This is a genomic window from Marinimicrobium sp. (assembly GCF_002695945.1).
Taxonomy (GTDB): Bacteria; Pseudomonadota; Gammaproteobacteria; order Pseudomonadales; family Cellvibrionaceae; genus Marinimicrobium; species Marinimicrobium koreense.
In genome coordinates, this window is record NZ_NZQP01000022.1 from 42,378 (window position 1) to 59,253 (window position 16,876).

General features: G+C 60.9%; 11 protein-coding genes. 9 read left to right on the top strand and 2 right to left on the bottom strand.

Annotated features, from left to right (window positions below; all coding sequences use genetic code 11):
• The first annotated feature begins 522 nt into the window (after positions 1-522).
• Positions 523-2,148, top strand: coding sequence for a methyl-accepting chemotaxis protein (locus CMG77_RS05520; protein WP_286804995.1), 1,626 nt, complete (start codon positions 523-525; stop codon positions 2,146-2,148).
• Between the two features lie 150 nt (positions 2,149-2,298).
• Here CMG77_RS05520 and CMG77_RS05525 read toward each other — a convergent pair whose 3' ends face one another.
• Positions 2,299-2,982 carry a vWA domain-containing protein gene (locus CMG77_RS05525; RefSeq protein WP_286804993.1) on the bottom strand — a complete coding sequence of 228 codons (684 nt, stop codon included), beginning with the start codon at positions 2,980-2,982 and terminating at the stop codon, positions 2,299-2,301.
• A 44-nt stretch (positions 2,983-3,026) separates the two neighbouring features.
• Positions 3,027-4,499, bottom strand: a complete 1,473-nt coding sequence (locus tag CMG77_RS05530) for a hypothetical protein (protein ID WP_286804991.1) — start codon at positions 4,497-4,499, stop codon at positions 3,027-3,029.
• Positions 4,500-4,685: 186 nt separating this feature from the next.
• On the opposite strand from CMG77_RS05530, the gene CMG77_RS05535 reads away from it, so the two are divergent.
• From CMG77_RS05535 to CMG77_RS05570, 8 genes are all read left to right on the top strand, one after another.
• Positions 4,686-5,468 (top strand): response regulator transcription factor, encoded by a 783-nt coding sequence (locus CMG77_RS05535; RefSeq protein WP_286804990.1) that lies wholly within the window; start codon positions 4,686-4,688, stop codon positions 5,466-5,468.
• An 11-nt stretch (positions 5,469-5,479) separates the two neighbouring features.
• On the top strand, positions 5,480-7,171 hold the full coding sequence (locus tag CMG77_RS05540; protein ID WP_286804988.1) for a sensor histidine kinase: 1,692 nt from the start codon (positions 5,480-5,482) through the stop codon (positions 7,169-7,171).
• 226 nt (positions 7,172-7,397) lie between these two features.
• Positions 7,398-7,727, top strand: a complete 330-nt coding sequence (gene trxA / locus CMG77_RS05545) for a thioredoxin TrxA (RefSeq protein WP_286804987.1) — start codon at positions 7,398-7,400, stop codon at positions 7,725-7,727.
• A gap of 390 nt (positions 7,728-8,117) precedes the next feature.
• Positions 8,118-9,377: a transcription termination factor Rho gene (rho, locus tag CMG77_RS05550; protein WP_024461953.1), complete on the top strand. Its 1,260-nt coding sequence runs from the start codon at positions 8,118-8,120 to the stop codon at positions 9,375-9,377.
• A 159-nt stretch (positions 9,378-9,536) separates the two neighbouring features.
• Positions 9,537-11,006 (top strand): 4-hydroxy-3-polyprenylbenzoate decarboxylase, encoded by a 1,470-nt coding sequence (gene ubiD, locus CMG77_RS05555; RefSeq protein WP_286804106.1) that lies wholly within the window; start codon positions 9,537-9,539, stop codon positions 11,004-11,006.
• A 101-nt stretch (positions 11,007-11,107) separates the two neighbouring features.
• Positions 11,108-12,325, top strand: a complete 1,218-nt coding sequence (locus CMG77_RS05560; RefSeq protein WP_286903740.1) for a M61 metallopeptidase family protein — start codon at positions 11,108-11,110, stop codon at positions 12,323-12,325.
• Positions 12,326-12,607: 282 nt separating this feature from the next.
• Entirely contained in the window at positions 12,608-13,384 is a 777-nt protein-coding gene (locus tag CMG77_RS05565) for a ThuA domain-containing protein (RefSeq protein ID WP_123639366.1), read from the top strand.
• Between the two features lie 369 nt (positions 13,385-13,753).
• The gene (locus CMG77_RS05570) at positions 13,754-16,816 is read left to right on the top strand and encodes a S8 family serine peptidase (protein ID WP_286806763.1); all 3,063 of its coding nucleotides are present in this window, start codon (positions 13,754-13,756) and stop codon (positions 16,814-16,816) included.
• The last annotated feature ends 60 nt before the right edge of the window (positions 16,817-16,876 follow it).

A 16,876-nucleotide genomic window follows, 5' to 3' on the forward strand; every position in this document is an offset into this window, starting at 1 on the left:
ACACGCCGTAAACCCATCCCTGGGGGCTCGACGCGCGGAGTCCCTCCGCTTACGGTCCGGGATAGATACACCCCACCCCGGACCTCAGTGCCATCGACAAACCTAAACGCTCACCACCCTCTTTCGCGCTTCACATCAAACTCGCGTAGGTCGGGTCGGTCCGACGTATCGGAGCGCGCAGCGCTTAACCCGACGCTTGGCACTCGACGTCGGATTGCGGCCTTCGGCCGAATCCGACCTACTCAGACTACTTTATTATCGGCCAATCAAGGATTACGCCCTTCAGCCGATAAACCTTCTATATTTGGGTTTAAGTGCTTCGAGTTCACGGCGATTGATACTGGCATTGAGGAGCGCTTGGGGTGAACCCTTCCAAGACCGTAAGCGGAGGGACTCCGCGCGTCGAGCCCCCAGGGATGGGTTTACGGCGTGTCTTGGAAGGGTTCACCCCAAGTGCTCCGGGCTTTCCGACTGCGACATACTCGACCAGCCCCGGCTTACAAGTTTTAAAGGAGTTCTAAAATGAACTGGATCAAGCGCAGCATGCAGACTCGGCTGATGGCCGTGGTGGGGCTCGGGTTGGGGGGCTTGCTGGTGACGGCGGTGATCGCCATCAGTCAGTTGAACCAGCGGCTGGACCGCTACAACGAACTGATTACCGTCAACATCGCCCAGGAACGAGCCATCAACCAGATGAACTTCGACTTCAAAGTCCAGGTTCAGGAATGGAAAAACGTCCTCCTGCGTGGCTACGACGACAGCCGACGCGCACGGTACTGGAACCAGTTCGAAGAACAGCACAACATCATCCAGGACGAAGGGCAGGCACTGCTCAGCCAAATGGAACCGAGCCCCGTGCGCCAGGAAGTGGCCGACTTTCTCGACGCCCACCAGACACTGTTCCGCGAATACCGCGCCGGCTTTGAAGCCTTCAGCGCCAACAACTACGACCCGACAGTGGGCGATAACGCCGTCTCCGGCATCGACCGGGAGCCCAGTCGGCTGCTGAACGACGCTGCAGAGCACATCAGCACCACCGTCTCCACCCTCACCCGCGAGGTCGAACAGGGCAGCGCCCAGGTCAGCTTCTGGTCGCAAGTGGCCATTGCGAGCGTCGCCCTGCTGGTGGTGGTGTTGCTGTGGTGGACGCTGCGGGCCGCCTTCCTGCGCCCACTCAAAGTTCTCATGGACCATATTCAGGAAATGGCCCAGGGGGATTTCACCGGCAAGGTGCGTATTCAGCGGGCCGATGAACTGGGACAACTGAGCGACAACCTGACCCGGTTACAATCGGAGATGGGCGGTGTCATCGGTTCGGTAAAAGACTCGGCGCTCAAACTCAACCGCGCCTCCGAGCACATCAACCTGAACGCCGATGAAATCACCCGGCTGACCGGTGATACCGAACAGTCCACCGATCAGGTGGCCACGGCGGTCAACGAGATGTCATCCACGGTGCAGGAGGTGGCCAACAACGCCTCCGGGGCCGCCGAGGCGGCCAATCAGGCCGATGAGGGAGCGCGACGTGGGCGCTCGGTGATGGAGTCCACGCTGGATTCGATCAATCATCTGTCCAACGATGTGAATTCCGTGGCCGAGGCCATGCGTCAGCTCGAGGGTGAAACCAACCGGATTGGCAGTGTGCTCGAAGTGATTCAGAACGTCGCCGAGCAGACCAACCTCTTGGCCCTCAATGCCGCCATTGAGGCGGCTCGGGCCGGTGAGCAGGGGCGCGGCTTTGCGGTGGTGGCCGATGAGGTGCGCACTCTCGCCCGTCGGACCCAGGACTCCACCCGGGAGATCGCGGAAATCATCGATGCGGTGCAAGCCGGCGCCGCCAACGCCATGTCCGCCATGGCGGCCAGCCAGGAACAGGCCCAGAATACCGTGGCCAGTGCCGGTGAGGCCGGTGAGGCGATTGCCGAAATTACCCGGGCCGTGGCCAGCATCAGTGAGATGAATGCCCAGATCGCCACGGCGGCCGAGGAGCAGAGCTACGCCGCCGAGGAGATCAACAAGAACATCGAGCGGGTGGTGGAGCTGGTCCAGGGGGCGCACCAGAGTGCTCAGGGGTCCACCAAAACCGCGCGGGATCTCAATGAGTTGTCGCGGCATTTATCAACACAGATCGCGCATTTCCGGGTTTAGACGGTATATCCAAAGCCGGGGCGGGACAACCGTACCCCACGTAGGTCGGATTAGGCCGGAGGCCGTAATCCGACAAGGGCGTCTGTATTGTGTCGGATTACGGCCTTTGGCCTAATCCGACCTACTCGGACTCATCCACCAATGCCTCTACTAACGCCACTGAATCATTTCGCCCAAACGCTCAAGATCATTGATCACCCGCCACTGGCCGCCGCCGGATTCCACCCGGCCCTGCCAGTGCTCCAGGCGCTTGGCGTAGTCCCGGGGGTCGATATTGTCCCGGCGCAGTTTGGTGACATTCAGGGCAACCACTTCCACCCCGGACATGTCGATGGGGAAGTCCCGAATCTGCCCTTCCTGAAGATCTTCCTCCAGATCGGAGAATACGAACAGGTAGCGCTGCCCGGCGCCGGTTTCGGTCAGATAGTCGTGGCCCTGAATCACCCCGCCGGTGATGTCGGTATTGGCGGCACCTCGCTCGATACCCCCCAACACCTCATCCAGGGTTTCCTTGAAGGCCCGCTTCTGACCGTTGGCCACGCTCGGACGATCGTCAAAGGTGACTTTGGCAACGATGTTTTTCTCGGTAAAGCTGCCGCCGTCAATCAGGGCCACCGCTATGGAGTCACCGCTGTCCAGGCTGCCCAGCAGATAGGCAATCAATGACTGGGCTTTGTCCAGCTCCTCGGTGTAGGTCCCGGAGGTATCCAGCAGCAGATACACGGCGCGGTTGTCCGGCCGCTGGGTGTCGCTGCAGGCGCTGATCACGCTCAGCGCACCGATCAGCGCGGCGAGGACAGCGCCGCGCCGGAGCCAACCGTAATAACGGTTCATGGTTATCTTCGTCGTACGCTTCATGGCTGTTTCCACAGTTCGCTTCATGGCTTCACCCCCACCACTTTGGTCGCTTCCAAGTCCTCACTGTCATCCCAGGGCGGGTCCTCCCGGTCGGCTTTGCGCTCACTGGAACGCGGGCGGTTCACCCACTGCTCGATGGCCAGAGGGACCACAATGAGCATGTCGTACAGGTGCACCAGCATCTTGCTCAGATGATTGGCCATGCCGCCCACCAGGCGGACGATCAGACGCAGCCCCCGCAGCAGTGCCACCACCATCACCCCCACCACGGTGCGCAGGGAGTGAATGAACGACTCCAGCGGAATCGCCACAAACGCCAGCACGAACGGCAGAATGAAACCGAGCACCATCTGACCGATGGAGGGAATCCAGCGGAACTGGGCCTCCACCACGGCGGCTCCGGTCAGGGTCTGGTTGAGCGCCTCGCGGTCCAGAGCCAGGAGGTCGCGCATATAGGCCAGGGAGGCTTCAATGCTGGCCAAGATGGTCAGCAGCGTCAGGCTGACAATCATCATCCGCCGGCGCATCCGGTCATCCATGCTGCCGATGATCGGGAACAGATGGGTGATCCGCAGGGACTCCAGCAGGAACACCCCCATGGCCACTTCCAGCAGAATGATCACCAGCGCGGCAACGTCCGAAATGCGCATGGACCCCACATAACTATTGCTGCCGACCATCTCCGACATGGGCATGGCAATCAGGTGGAAGTTGATCAGCCCGCCCATCAGGGCAACGGCCAGTACCAGTCCGGCAATCAGAAACTGGGTCATGGAGGACGCGGTCAGGGAATTCACCGCTTTGTCTTCCCCGGCACGAATCGCCGCGTATTCCTGCATCTGCTCATCAATGGTCTTGCTGCGTTCATCCAGCCCATCAATGGTCTGCTTCACCTGGCTCAGGTTCTGATCCAGGGAGCGCCACTGGGGCTGCATCCCGGCCAGAATCCGGTGCCGCTCCCGACTGCTTTTCTGGTACAGCTTCAAGGTCTCTTTATGGGCGTCTTCAATCACCTCACGGATATTTTCCAACACCTTGTGTACCGCCGGGTCACTGCTGCCGGGCAGGCCGGAGACAGTTTCGATCACCTCCGACCAGGCCGGTGGTAGCGGCGGCGCATCGCTGGCCTCCTGATAGTCGGCCTCGATCTTCTCGATGGCGTCGGCAATCTTGCGGTGCAGATTGGGGTAGCGGCTCAGATCCCGCTCCATGATGGTGTGCACCCGGTTGAAGTCCCGCTCAATGGCGGCTTCCGCCGAGCGGCGCCCCATGGCCAGTAGCACGTCCCGGTTGCGCGCCACCAGGCGATGCTCCAATTGACCGATGGACCGGCTCCACAGGCGCATGGCCCCATGCACGGCCCGGCCACTGGCGCGAAACAGTTGATGGGCGTGGCGGCGCCCCAGATAGAGCACCACCACCAGAATCACCAGCCAGATCGCCAGCGAGAGCGCCGGCGAATCCGACCAGAGGGTCAGTAGTTGATTGAACATGATGAATCCTCCGAATCAATGAATGTGCCAACCAGCGGATTGGCTTGAGTCGAAGTATCGCGAACGTCGGTGAAAAATCGGTGAGTTGGCCAGGCAAGGCGGTTTATGCCGCCTCAGAAGCGGGCGGCTTTGCCCAACAGTGACCGCCATCACAGCCTTTCTGGCAGCCAATGCTACACTTTGGCCATGGCAGACATACTCTGGGTTGAAGATCAGTCCCACTGGATCGAGAAGTTCCAGCCGGTGCTCGAGGCCACCGATTTCGATGGCCGGCCCACCCGTGTGCGCGTCTTCCGGTTTGCCGAAGCGGCCTGTCAGCACATCAAGCAGAGCGGCGCCGGCCAGGCACCGGATATTGCCCTGCTGGACGCCCAGATGAACGGCCGGGACAGCGCCGGCGCCTCGGTGTCCCGGGCACTGCAACGCAAGTGGCCCGACGTGCCCCAGGTGTACCTGTCCGAGTACAGCGGCACGGATATTGAGCAGAGTGCGTTCGAGCAGGGGGGCATACAGGACTTCATCGCCAAGCATCAACGCAATATCGAAGCGGTCTTGTGCTGGCGGATCAAGGCGGCTCTGCGTCAGCGTGAAGCCCCCAAAACCGAACAGCTCACCAGCGGGCCTCTGACCCTGGATAAGCTCACCTGGGAAGTCTTCTGGCACGGCCACAAGCTGATGAACCCCAACAACCCCCGCCGTCCGCTGGGCCCGACGCCCCGGAAAATTCTGCGCTACCTGGTGGAGGCGTCCCCCCGGCCGGTATCCACCCTGCAGATGGCCGAGGCATTGGAGGCCGACCCGGAACGATTTTCCTACGCCAACTACCGCCAGCACATCAAAACCCTGCGCCACGCCGTTCAGCAGGCCGAGCCAGAGCGGGACTTCATGGCCCTGTGTCAGCGAGGCGAAGGGATCGTCACCTTTGGGGACCTGGGTGCCTATTGCTGGAAGCCGGTCCAATCAGAGTAAGGAGCCACACCGTGGCCGACCCCGAGAATACTGACCTCAACACCGCGTCCCACCCGCCGTCGGTACGCCCGCGCCGGCTGGCCTTTCCCTGGCTGAGCAGCCTGGCCGGGTTGGCGCTGGGCGCCTACCTGCTGGCGGCGGGCGAGCCCCAGCTGTTGCGCGAGCTGGGGCTGATGCCCGAGGGCTACCGTCTGCACCCACTGCTTCAGGAGTTGGAGGTCAAACTGGCGGCGCTGCTGGTCTTCGCCCTGCTGATCCTGCGCGACGTGTTCCACCACAGCCGGCGCCTGCGGGCCTTTGACCGGGATATCGAGCGCTTGCGCACCGAGCTGAACCAGGTCTGGCAGAGCAAGAAGCAACTGCAACTCAAAGCCCACACCTATGCCGGTCACGCGGACAAACTGAAACTGTTTATCAGCGAGAAGCTGCTGGAATATATCGAGTACGACGAAAAGTTTCTGCACTTCAAAAGCATCGCCGCCGAAGTGCGTCACAACGGAGTCATCTGCTTTGACAAGGTGCAGACCGCCTTACAGAGCCACCTGGAACAGGATCAATATCCGGACGAGGAGACTCATGGCCGAGACCGCGACGCCTTCGAGGCGATGCGCTATCTGTGGGACCTGCTGGACCTGTCCACCACGGACAACATTGCCCTGCACATTGGCAACCAGCTGTGCGAGTGTGAGGAGCACTACTACCAGCGCCTGCTGAACGACGATGCCTCCGAAGCCGTACCCCATCGCCCGGATTACCGGCCGAGGCGGGCCACACTGAAGGCGCTCGCGCCCCTGCTGCAGGAATCACCAAGCCGGCTCGAAGCCCTGGATGAGGGCTCAACCGAGCGGTTGGTACTGGACGACGACCCCCAGTTTCGGGCCTATCTGGACCCGACCGACAGCCTGCTCGGCAACGAAAACCACTTTGTCCTGATGCTGGAAAACCTGCTGAAGAACGCCCAGTTCTTTGCCCGCAAAAAGGCCAAATCCAAGTACAACCGCGTCGCGCTCACCCTCGGCCAGCAGGGCGCCCGGGTCGAGCTCGCGGTGTACAACCGGGGCCCCCACATCGAGCCCGACGCCATGGAGCAGATTTTCCAGCTCGGCTACTCCACCCGCCGCGCCCGGGAACACCACGGCAAGGGGCTCGGATTGTTCTTTGTCCAGGAGATCGTCAAAGGCTATGAAGGTCGGGTAAAGGTCGAGAACGTCGAAAACCGGCCCGCCTACTATTCTCTGCGCATCGCCCTGGCCGACGGCCAACTGACCACCGAAGTGATTGAAGTCACCCTGAACGAGGACGGTCAACCCCAGTGTCGGCGGGCCCAGACCCTAAGCGGCTCCTCCGCGCCGGAAGCGGCAATGCTGGAGTGGGATTTCGACCAGGCCATCACCCGCGTGGAGCTGACCCCGACGGGCAGTCAGGATACCCTCGCCCTCGAGCTGGACCCCTCCGGGGGCAGGGAGACCCGACTGGACCCTCAAAACCCGGCTACTCCCCGCTGGGCCCTGGAGGTACAGCCCCGGCGCAAAGGCGGCAAGCTCACCTTTACGCCGCTGGATGTCGCCGGGGTGTGCTTCCGGGTGCTCCTGCCCACCGCGGCCTCAAGGGTCGAGGGGGACGATGAGGACCTGGACGCTCTGGCCCCCCGGGTTGAGGACCTGAACCGCCCCTTCGAGGCCCTCGAGGAGTACCGGGACTGAGCCCGCCAGGGACATTGAAATTCCGCCAATCACCCCCATATATAATTAAACGTTACTACCAGCATAGGTTTTTATATTGTTGGCATTTATAAGCGCCATTGCTTTTTGCCCCTTGCCTGGCCGCGGTGCAATCCTTATTATGCTGGCACACGTATAAAGCGGCCACGACCCGCTTGGCGCGGTCGACACCGCTTCACTCACGATACCGATTTGGAGACACAGCTTTATGAGTAGCGACGCTATTGTGCACGTCACTGACGAGAGCTTCGACGCCGAAGTCCTGAAGGCCGACAAGCCTGTTCTGGTGGATTTCTGGGCGGCCTGGTGCGGTCCCTGCAAAATGATCGCCCCGATCCTGGACGAGCTGGCCGGCACCCATGGTGACAAGATCAAGATCACCAAGATGGATGTGGACGCTAACAAAGAAGTCCCGGGCAAGTTCAACATCCGTGGTATTCCGACGCTGATCATCTTCAAGAACGGCGAGCCGGACTCTACCAAGGTGGGCGCACTGTCCAAGCAGCAGCTGGTCGAGTTTATCGAAGGCGCTCTGTAAGCCCGAACCCCGTCGGTAGCCCCCGCCTGGCGGGTGGCTGCCGGGCGCACGGCGACCAGTGACCGGCGCCTTTGCACTACCCGGCGTTTATCGCTATACTCCCTTCATTCGATGTTTGCCCGGCCTTGATTCAGCTCTGAACCACCATCCAGATCGATGGACCAGCCAAATCGATGGGCAGCTCCGGGGAGTTGACTGAAACGCCAGTTGATTTCCAATAAATTCCCGCTTGTTCTCCCTGTTTCGGCGCTCTGTGGCTCAGCCACCCTGGCCTGCAGTCAGCCTGTAAGCAGAGATAACAGCACCCCGGCACCGCCAGTCCCGCACGCTCAGAATCACAATTTTCGTGCAACAACAAATCCATTAACCTTCACACCAAAGTCACACTGTATGAATTTAACCGACCTGAAAACCAAACCCATCGAAGAACTGATCGACATCGCGCGGGAAATGGGGCTGGAAAGCATGGCCCGTTCGCGCAAGCAGGACATCATCTTCAATATCCTAAAGCGCCACGCCAAAAGCGGTGAAGACATCTACGGCGACGGCGTCCTGGAAATTCTGCAGGATGGCTTTGGCTTTTTGCGCTCGGCCGACAGCTCTTACCTGGCCGGCCCGGATGACATCTATGTCTCCCCCAGCCAGATTCGCCGCTTCAACCTACGCACCGGCGACACCATTGCGGGCAAGATCCGACCCCCGAAGGAAGGCGAGCGCTACTTCGCCCTCCTCAAGGTCAACGAGATCAACTTTGACAAGCCCGAAAGCTCCAAGCACAAAATCCTGTTTGAAAACCTCACCCCCCTGTTCCCCGATGAGCGTCTGCGCCTGGAAGCCGGTAACGGTTCCACCGAAGATCTGACCCCGCGCATCATCGATCTGATTTCTCCCATCGGCAAAGGCCAGCGCGGCCTGATCGTGGCACCGCCCAAAGCCGGTAAGACCCTGATGATGCAGAACATTGCCCAGGCAATTACCCGCAACAACCCCGAGTGCCACCTGATCGTTCTGCTGATTGACGAGCGTCCGGAAGAAGTGACCGAAATGCAGCGCTCGGTGCGCGGCGAAGTGGTCGCCTCCACCTTTGACGAGCCGCCGGCCCGTCACGTGCAGGTCGCCGACATGGTGATCGAGCGGGCCAAGCGCCTGGTGGAACACAAGAAAGACGTGATCATTCTGCTCGACTCCATCACCCGTCTCGCCCGCGCTTACAACACCGTGATCCCCTCCTCCGGTAAAGTGCTGACCGGTGGTGTGGACGCCCACGCCCTGGAGCGCCCCAAGCGTTTCTTCGGTGCGGCCCGGAATATTGAAGAGGGCGGCAGCCTGACCATCATCGCCACCGCGCTGGTCGACACCGGCTCGAAGATGGACGAAGTGATTTACGAGGAATTCAAAGGCACCGGCAACCTGGAACTGCACCTTGATCGGAAAATCGCCGAGAAGCGTATTTACCCGGCAATCAACGTACGTCGCTCCGGCACCCGCCGCGAAGACCTGTTGATGAAGGAAGATGAAATGCAGCGCGCCTGGATTCTGCGCCGCCTGCTGCACGACATGGAAGACGTGGCCGCGACCGAGTTCCTGGTGGACAAGCTGAAGGACTTCAAGACCAATGATGAGTTCTTCCTGTCCATGAAGCGGAAGTAAACGTTGGGCAACGGCGGATGCGGCCTGCCGTGGCAGGCGTAGGGCGGATCGGTCCGACGCATCGGAGGCCAACGGCCGCATCCGCCGTAACCACACCACGACGCGCATCCGCCGTTACCAAAACGCCCCTAACATAATCTCCCTCGACGCCCCTCGCCTATGAAATACCGCGACCTCCGAGACTTCATCCACCTGCTCGAACAACGCGGCGAACTCAAACGCATCACCGCCGAAGTCGATCCCTACCTGGAAATCACGGAAATCTGCGACCGCACCCTGCGTGCCGGTGGCCCCGCCCTGCTGTTTGAAAACCCCAAGGGCTACGATATTCCGTTGCTGGGCAACCTGTTCGGCACTCCTGAGCGGGTGGCGCTGGGCATGGGTGAAGAATCCGTGGAAGCCCTGCAGGAAGTGGGCAAGCTGCTCGCCTTTCTGAAAGAGCCCGAGCCCCCCAAAGGCTTCAAAGACGCCTGGGAGAAACTGCCGATTTTCAAACAGGTCCTCAACATGGGCCCGAAGGTCGTGCGCAAGGCGCCCTGTCAGGAAGTGGTACTGGAAGGCGACGCGGTGGATCTGGACAGGCTCCCCGTTCAGACCTGCTGGCCGGGCGATGCCGGCCCGCTGGTCACCTGGCCGCTGGTGATTACCCGGGGCCCGGAAAAAGAGCGACAGAACCTGGGCATCTACCGGATGCAGAAGATCGGCAAGAACCGGTTGATCATGCGCTGGCTCGCCCACCGCGGCGGCGCTCTGGATTTTCGGGACTGGCAGAAAGCCCACCCGGGTGAGCCCTTCCCGGTCTCCATCGCGCTGGGCGCGGACCCGGCCACCATTCTTGGCGCGGTCACACCAGTACCAGACACTTTGTCCGAGTACGGGTTCGCCGGATTGTTGCGGGGCGACAAAACCGAAGTGGTGAAAAGCCAGACCAACGACCTTCAGGTGCCCGCCTCCGCCGAATTCATTCTGGAAGGCTATCTCGCCCCGGACGATATGGCCGATGAGGGGCCGTTTGGGGATCATACCGGTTACTACAACGAGGTGGATCGGTTCCCGGTCTTTACCGTGGAGCGCATCACCCACCGCAAAGATCCGATTTATCACAGTACCTACACCGGCCGCCCGCCGGATGAACCGGCCATTCTCGGCGTGGCACTGAACGAGGTGTTCGTGCCGATTCTGCGCAAGCAGTTCCCGGAAATTGTGGACTTCTATCTGCCGCCAGAGGGTTGCTCCTACCGCATGGCGGTGGTGACCATGAAGAAACAGTACCCCGGTCACGCCAAGCGGGTGATGATGGGCGTCTGGTCGTTCCTGCGTCAGTTCATGTACACCAAGTTTGTGATTGTGGTGGATGATGATGTCAATGCGCGGGACTGGAAGGATGTCATCTGGGCAATCACCACCCGCATGGACCCGAGCCGGGATACCGTGCTGGTGGATAACACCCCCATTGATTACCTGGACTTCGCCTCGCCGGTGTCCGGATTGGGTTCGAAGATGGGGCTGGATGCCACCAACAAGTGGCCCGGTGAAACTGATCGCGAATGGGGCAGTCCTATTGTGCAGGACCCCGAGGTCAAGCAGCGCGTGAATGCGTTGTGGGATACGTTGGGGATAGATTCGTAGTTGGGACGGCAACGGCGGATGCGCTTCGCTTATCCGCCCTACGCGAACTGCCGTGCTAATCCGACCTACGGGTCACTTGCTTCCAATCACCGGCGGACGCTATGCGATTACTGTTTGTTATTTTAACGTTTTTGATGTCTCTCGCCACCCACGCAGAGAACCCGACCTACCCCCTCAATTACCACGTCACCCTGAACCCCGAACACGACCGCGCCGAGGTGGTGATTGAAAGCGACCACCGGGGCCTGCTGAAATTACTGGATTTTGATCTCAGCTCCGGCCGCTATTCCAATCTGGAAGCCAACGGCGAGCTGAAAATCGAAGACGATCGCGCACTCTGGACGCCGCCCAAGCGCAACGCCCGTTTAACCCTGCACGTAGAAGTGTCCCACGAGCGCGACCCGGGCGAGTACGACTCTCTGATGACCGAGAACTGGGCCATCTTTCGGGGCGACGACATCATTCCGGCGGCCCGCGTGCGGACAGCAGGTAAGGTTTACGCCGAGGCCTGGCTGGAATTTTCGTTACCGAAGCATTGGACCAGCGTCACCACCGGCTGGGATAAAGAGGGGGCACGCCGGTTTCGGATCGACAACCCCGAGCGGCGCTTCGACCGGCCCACTGGCTGGATGATTGCCGGACAACTGGGCACCCGCCGGGAGAAGCTGGGTGAGACCGAGTTGGTGGTCAGTGCGCCAAAGGGCAGCAGCCTGCGGCGGATGGATGTGGTGACCCTGATCACCAACGTCTGGCCCGAGGTCGAACAGGCATTTCAAACCGCGCCCCCCAAATTCGCGGTCATCGGCCACGGCGACCCCATGTGGCGCGGCGCCCTATCTGGCCCCAATGCCCTGTTTCTCCACGGCGACCGGCCCATGGTCAGCGAAAACGGAACCAGCACGGTCATTCACGAGCTGATCCATGTGGTCACCCGGATAGACAGCCGTGATAGAAGCGATTGGTTGGTCGAGGGGCTGGCGGAATTTTATGCGGTGGAACTGCTGTATCGGGCCGGGTCGCTGACCGAAGCCCGACGCACGCGAATTATGGAAGGTTTGGCCGACTGGGGTAGCGAAGTGAAAACCCTGCGTAAGAAACGTTCGGCCGGCGCCACCAGCGCCCGGGCGGTGGTGCTGCTCGATGAGCTGGACCGGGAAATTCAGAGTGTGACAGACGGCGAGCGCAACCTGGATGATGTCACGCGGGTGTTGATAGAGAAGCGCACGGTGACCACCGGGATGTTTTTGGAGGTGGTGAACGAGGTGATGGGTAAACCCTCAAAGGTGCTGGATACGCCGCTGCTTCGGCAGGCGGAATAGTTGGGTTACGGCGGATGCGGGCTTTGCCCTCCGAGACGTCGGACCGATCCGCCCCACGCGTGCCTGCGGAGGTTATTGTGACGGTGGGTTACGGCGGATGCGCCTTCGGCTTATCCGCCCTACGCATACCACGGCAGCTCGCGTAGGGCGGATAAGCCGAAGGCGCATCCGCCGTAACCACGCCCAGCCACATCCGCCATAACCCAAACCTTCCAATACTCATCAACCCAAGGCACAATAGCGTCACACTAACTATAACCCAACACCCGGAGATCCACGGCAATGCTCAAGAAGTATCTGTTTACCGCCGCCTGCGTACTCGGTCTGCTGTTTACCTTTACCAGCGTCCAGGCCCAGTCCATCCCGCAATTCAAAGTCCTGATGTTCACCAAGACCGACGGGTTTCATCACAAATCCGTGAATGAAGGCGTGGCCGCCATTCGCAAAATGGCCGAAAAGCACGAGTTCGCCGTTGACTGGCACGAAGATGCCAAGCTGATCAACGACGAGAACCTGGAACAATACGACGTCGTCCTGTTTTTGCTCACCACCGGCAATATCCTGAACGAAGAACAGCAGGGAGCCATGGAGCGCTTCATCCAGTCCGGCAAAGGCTTCGTGGGTATCCACAGCGCCTCGGACACCGAATACGACTGGGACTGGTACACCAAGATGGTGGGCCGCACCTTCCACATTCACCCCCGCAACCAGACCGCTGAACTGGAAGTGCTGGACCGCAAGTTCCCGGGTCTGGAGCGCATGCCCGACAAGTTCTGGTGGACCGATGAGTTCTATGAGTTCGGCACCGAGCGCATTGATACGCTGAACTACATCCTGTCCGTGGATGGCGATAGCTATGATCCCTATGCCAAGTGGGGCGAGAAAGAGAGCCAGGACATGGATTTCCGGCCCATGGCCTGGTACCACGAGTATGACGGCGGCCGCGCCTTCTACACCGCGCTGGGGCATATTCCCGCCACCTATGGAGACCGGTTGTTTCTGGAGCATATCTATGGCGGCCTGATGTGGGCGGCCACGGGTAAAGGTCTCAAGAAGTAGATCTTAGGTACTTCGCCCTCGCCTCGGGGGCGGTTTGTCGGATTACGCGCTGCGCGCTAATCCGACCTACGGGCTAACGGCGGATGCGCCTTCGGCTCCGAGACGTCGGACCGATCCGCCCTACACGAACTGCGGAGGTATGCGTAGGGCGGATAAGGGCGAAGCCCGCATCCGCCGTAACCAGGCCCAAACCTACCACAGCGTAAGGCGGGTCCGCCCGACGTCTCGGAGCCGAAGCCCGCACCCTTCGCCTGCCTATGTGGCTCCGCTGGCGCATTTCACACCATTTTGCCACCCACCGCACAACCTGTCGCACATCCCGGACGTATACTAGCCTTTAAAGACTGATCCACCGGCTGGGTATTCGCTATGTCTGTCATCACCAGAGCCTCTTGGCCATTCGCCCTGACAATGGCACTGGTCGCCTGCAGCGGCAATCCGGGGCCCACGGTTTACGAAGTGCGCGCGGAAAACAATACGGGTGGGCAGATCACGCCCAGCCAGCGCCAGGTGGAGGAGGGCCAGACCACCAGCTTCACCATCACCCCGGAGCCGGGCTATGAGCTGCAGAGCATTACCGGCTGTGGCGGCGAGCGCACCCGGGATATTTTCACCACCGATGCGGTTCAAGGTGACTGTACCGTCAGCGCCCGCTTTGAACTCAGCGATTATCAGATCAGCACCCAGATAAGCGGTTTGGGCACGCTGTCTCCAGAGTCAGCCATGGTCACCATTGAGGATGTCACCGAGTTTGCCGTGCTTCCTGCCGAGGATTACCGGCTGGCCAGCATTTCCGGCTGTGGTGGCAGTCTCGAAGAGGACCAGTATACCGTTGCCAACGTACAGGCTGACTGCACTATCAATGTCCGCTTCGAACCAGACGTGTATACCGTGAGCGGGACCTTAAACGCCACCGCACTGAACCAGTTTGATCAAACGTTAAACGACGCCCAAAAACCACTGCCAGTTCCTGACAATTCAAGCTTCGACACCCCCCAGTTCATCAATAACCGCACCACCCTGGCCGGCTTTGCCACCGCCGAACCGGCTGACATTGATCCGCGCTTCCCAGCGCACTTCGCCGACACCGCCAACCCGGCGGATTACTATCGGGTCAGCCTGCAGGAAGGTCAACTGATCCAATTGCAGGTGGTGGATTACGCCCCGGTGGAGGGTGACGAGCCCCGCTATCAGGGCGATCTGGATCTTTACCTGTTTTCATCCGCCACAGAGGAACTGATCGGCAGTTCTATCGGTACCGGAGAGTTTGAGGAGCTGACCATAGGCGAAACCGGGGATTACCTGATTAAAGTCGCGGCGGCCCAGGGCACCTCCAAGTACATACTGCGCCTGCTCCCCGAGGGCACCGCGCCACAGACCGACCTGAGCCAGACCCAAAGCGGCGACTTTGTGCCGGGACAGATGCTGGTGATACCCGCCGAGACCGGGCAGAAGCGCCTGAACACGGCTAACCGGGTGCGCGTACAACTGGAACACAGCGCGCCGTTTAGCGCACGCGCCGCCTATCGTCCGGGCAGCGCGCTGGCAAGCCTCAGCCTCCGCAACCCCACCGCCTACCAGAAGCTCACCACCCTGCGGTCCATCAAGGCCCGGCGTCTGGATCCGGCCGTCGCCCGGGCGGAACCCAATTACCTGCGCCACGCCCAGCGCGTTCCCAATGACCCGCGCTACAACCTGCAGTGGCATTACGACGCCATCAATCTGCCCCGCGCCTGGGATCTGACCACGGGGACCCCGGTCAGCGGTGATCCACCCATTGTCGCGGTGGTGGATAGCGGCGTGCTGCTCGAACACCCCGATCTGCAGGGGCAATTGCTCGACGGCTATGACTTTATCCGGGACGACGAGGTCGCCAACGACAACCAACCAGGTATTGATCCGGACCCCAACGATCCGGGCGATGGCGATGGCCTGAACCCGGACAGTTGGCACGGCACACACGTGGCCGGTACGGTGGCGGCAGCCAGCGACAACGGCCGGGGCGGTGCCGGGATTGCCTGGGGAGCGCAGATTATGCCCCTTCGCGCTCTGGGGGTTGGCGGAGGCACCAGCTACGACATTTTACAGAGCGTGCTGTATGCCGCCGGGCTGGAAAACGACAGCGGCACCCTGCCCGAACGCCCGGCGGATATCATCAATCTCAGCCTGGGCGGCCCCGGTAACTCCCAGATCGAAGCCGACACCTTCCGGGAGATCAGTGAAACCCTGGGCATAGTGATCGTCGCCTCCTCCGGTAATGAAAACACCTCCGAGCCGCTGTTTCCCGCGAGCTACCCCACGGTCATTTCTGTGGGTGCGACCACCGCCGCTGGGCGGCGTGCGCCCTATTCCAATTTCGGCGCAACGCTCGATCTGGTCGCGCCGGGAGGCTATCTGCAGGAAGACGCCAACGGTGATGCGATTCCCGACGGTATTCTCAGCACCAGTGCAGAGCGAGATGGTACGGGCGCCATTCAGCCCGGTTACAGCCTGTCCTACCAGGGCACCTCCATGGCGGCACCCCATGTGGCCGGGGTCGCGGCCTTGATGAAAGCCGTATACCCCGGGTTGACCGCCTCGGAATTTACTCAACTGCTGGAACAGGGGGAGCTAACCTCGGGGGATGGCACGCGCAGCGATGAGCTGGGCTATGGCCAGATTGACGCTGAGCGCGCTGTGGGCACCGCATTCGGTATCGCTAATGGCGATTTCGAATGGCCCGCGCGGGTGAACGTGCAGCCATCCCGGGTCAACCTGGGTACCACGTCGGAAACGCTGGTCGAATTGATCTCAGAGGGAGAGGGAGAGCCGGGCTCGATCACCGTTGACACCGAGGTACCCTGGCTGGCGGTCGAGCCTTTTGAGGTTGAGCCCAATGGCCTGGGCCGTTACCGGGTCAGCGTCGACCGCGCGTCCCTGGAAGACAGCCCGGGCTTTTATCGGGGTCGGGTGCTGTTCACCGTGGACAGCGACAGCACACTTACGTTGGCAGTCTTCATGGAGGTCGGCACGGTTTCAACCACCGGCCAGCTCACGCGAACCTACGTGTTGCTGATTGATCAGGACGACGCCGAAGGCACGGCCTACCAGGCGGTGGCCCTCCCCACGGACACCACCAACGAAGAAGCCACCTTCGAAATCACCGGAGTACTCCCGGGCCGCTACTCTGTGGTCGCGGGCTCCGATATCGACGCCGACGGCATCATCTGCCAGCTGGGCGAGCAGTGTGGGGCCTACCCCAGCCTGGAGCGTGAACAGATCATTGAGGTGACCGACGCCGACCGCACCGGGCTGGATTTCACCTTGGGTATTCTGGGGGGCCTGCTTGAATCCAGCTCCCAATCTCTGTCGGGCAACCCCGAACCACCCGCAACCCACGTCAGGCAAGTGCCCCCAACCGAGCAGCGCCGACAAAGAAGCTCTCAAGAGTAATCATTTCCGGCCGTTAACCCTAAAGCAGGACGCCCCGCCATCAGGTCCATTAGCCCAAAT